This window comes from Streptomyces xanthochromogenes (genome assembly GCF_014650455.1).
In the GTDB taxonomy this organism is placed as follows: domain Bacteria; phylum Actinomycetota; class Actinomycetes; order Streptomycetales; family Streptomycetaceae; genus Streptomyces; species Streptomyces xanthochromogenes.
The window spans coordinates 1-2,723 of the sequence record NZ_BMUZ01000041.1; the positions used below are offsets into that span (position 1 = coordinate 1).

General features: G+C 69.0%; 1 protein-coding gene. It reads right to left on the minus strand.

The annotated features are described in order from the left end of the window. A partial coding sequence (locus tag IE267_RS39255) for a non-ribosomal peptide synthetase (protein WP_189766572.1) occupies positions 1-2,681 on the minus strand: 2,681 nt, incomplete at its 3' end. Between the last annotated feature and the right edge of the window lie 42 nt (positions 2,682-2,723).

The window sequence follows — 2,723 nt, forward strand, 5'->3', positions numbered from 1 at the left end:
ACCTGCGGCGTCACATACGCCACCAAACGCCTGTCCCCCGGCCGATCCTCACGGACCAGCACCACCACCCGCCCCACCCCCACATGCGCCACCAGCGCCGCCTCGACCTCACCCAACTCGATACGGAAACCCCGCACCTTCACCTGGTTGTCCGTACGGCCGACGTAGGCCAGCTGCCCGTCGTGGTTCCAGAACACGAGGTCACCGGTGCGATACATCCGCTCGCCGTCGCCCCAGGGGTTGGCGACGAAGCGCCCGGCGGTCAGGCCGGCCCGGTTGAGGTAGCCGCGGGCCAGACCCGAACCCGCCACGTACAGCTCTCCCACCACGCCGGGTGGCACGGGCCGCAACGACTGATCCAGGACATAGACGCGCGTGTTCCAGAAGGGACGGCCGATGGGCACGGCGCCCGGATCGAGAATGTGCTCCGGGGAAATGCGGAACTCGGTGCTGTTGACCGTGGTTTCGGTCGCCCCGTAGGCGGCGATCACGGTCAGGTCCGGATGCCTCGCGCGCATCCGGCGCAGCGCATGACCGGTCAGCATTTCCCCGCCGAGGATCAGCGTTCCGGACGGGGAGACTTCCTCCGGAAGGTTCTCGAGTATCCCGAGGTGGGACGGGGTGACTTTCATGAACGAGGGCCGGCCGGCCGTCCCGGCGCGTTCGTCCAGTTCGGCCAGGATCACGCGCCCTCCACTCACCAAGGGTGTGTAAAGCGCGGTGACTGTCAGGTCGAAAGCGACGGACGAATTCACCAACGCCGTACCGGCCGCGTCGGGGTACATCTCTCGCGCCCGGATCAAATAGGCACCCAGAGCGGCGTGTTCTACCACCACGCCCTTGGGCTTCCCGGTGGAGCCGGAGGTGTAGATGACGTATGCGGGGTCGGACGGATGTGTGGGTGTCTCCGGGTTGCTCGACGGACGGGCGGCCAGATCGGGCAGCTCGTGGAGGGTGAGCACCGGGCGCGCATCGCTGAGCAGGCCGTCGATGCGGTCCTGCGGGTGATCGAGATCGATCGGCAGGTAGGCTCCGCCGGCTTTCAGCACACCGAGGATCGCGACGACGAGGTCGGCGGAGCGCGGCAGGGCCAGGGCCACGATGGCTTCCGGGCCCACTCCGTGGTCGATGAGGTGGTGTGCCAGACGGTTGGCGCGTGTGTTGAGTTCTTCGTAGGAGATCTCGGTGTCCTCGAAGACCACGGCGGTGGCCGTGGGAGTGCGGCGCACCTGGGCTTCGAACAGTTCGTGGGCCCACTGCTGTGGAATCTCGACCGCGGTGTCGTTCCACTCCACCAGGAGCCTGTGCCGTTCCTCGGCGGAGAGCACATCGAGGTGGCCGGGAATCCGGTTCGGGTCGGCGGCCACCGCCTCCAGCAGGCGGACCAGCCGGGCGGCCATCGCCTCGATCGTGGCCCGGTCGAACAGGTCCGTGGCGTAGCTGAAGACGGCGGTGAGCCCGCCGGGGGCGCCGGATTCGGCGTGGGTCTCGGCGAAGGCGACGGTGAGGTCGAACTTCTCGGCGCTGTAGGTGGGAGGTTCCGCGGTCACCTCCAGGCCGGGCAGTTCGAGGGTGGCCTCGTCGTTGTTCTGCACCACCAGCATGACCTGGAACAGCGGCTGATGGGCAGTCGACCTGGCCGGGTTGAGCACCTCCACGAGCTGCTCGAAGGGGACGTCCTGGTGGGCGAACGCGGCCAAGTCGGTCTCGCGGACCCGGTCCAGGAGCTCGTCGAAGGTCGGGTCGCCCGAGGTGTCGGTGCGCAGCACCAGGGTGTTGATGAAGAACCCCACCAGGTCGTCGAGCGCCACGTCGGTGCGGCCGGCGACCGAGGTCCCGATCGGAACGTCCGTGCCGGCACCCAGCTTGCTCAGCAGCGCGGCCAGCCCGGCTTGCAGGACCATGAACAGCGTGACGTGGTGGGCTGCGGCCAACTCCTTGAGCTGTGCGTGGAGTTCCGGCTCGACGGTCCATTCCACGCGGCCGCCCCGGTAGCTGGCCTCGACCGGACGCGGCCGGTCGAAACGCAGCCCCAGCTGATCCGGCACTCCCGCCAGGGCGCCGGCCCAATACTCCACCTGCTCGGCGATCCGGCTGTGGGGATCGTCAGCGGCACCCAGCAGTTCCTGCTGCCACAAGGTGTAGTCGGCGTACTGGACCGGCAGGGCGGACCACTGCGGCTCCGTACCCGCGCACCGGGCCTCGTAGGCAGTCGCCACGTCACGCATCAACGGGGCCAGGGACCAGCCGTCGGTGGCGATGTGGTGAACCACCAGCACGAGTACGTGCTCCTGCGGGCCGGCGCCGAACAGGAAGGCTCGGATCGGCAGGTCGGCCGACAGATCGAAAACGCAGTGCTCGGCCTGCTTCACCGCGGCGGCCAGCGCATGCTCGTCGGCGCAGTCCCGCACATGCAGCAGAGGAACGGCCCGCTCGCCGAGAAGCACCTGCTGGAAGGGTTCGCCGTCCTGCTCGGGGAACACGGTGCGCAAGGCCTCGTGCCGCTCCACCACATCGGACAGCGCCGCCTGCAGCGCGGGGGTGTCCAGCGCGCCCCGCAACCGCAGACCGAGCGGCGCGTTGTACGTCGCGCTCGGTCCCTCCATCTGGGCGAGGAACCACAGCCTGCGCTGCGCGGCCGACAACGGCAACAGCACCGGACGGGACCGCGGTTCGAGCACCGGCCGAGTCCCACCGACGCGCAAATTGCCGGCGACACCAGC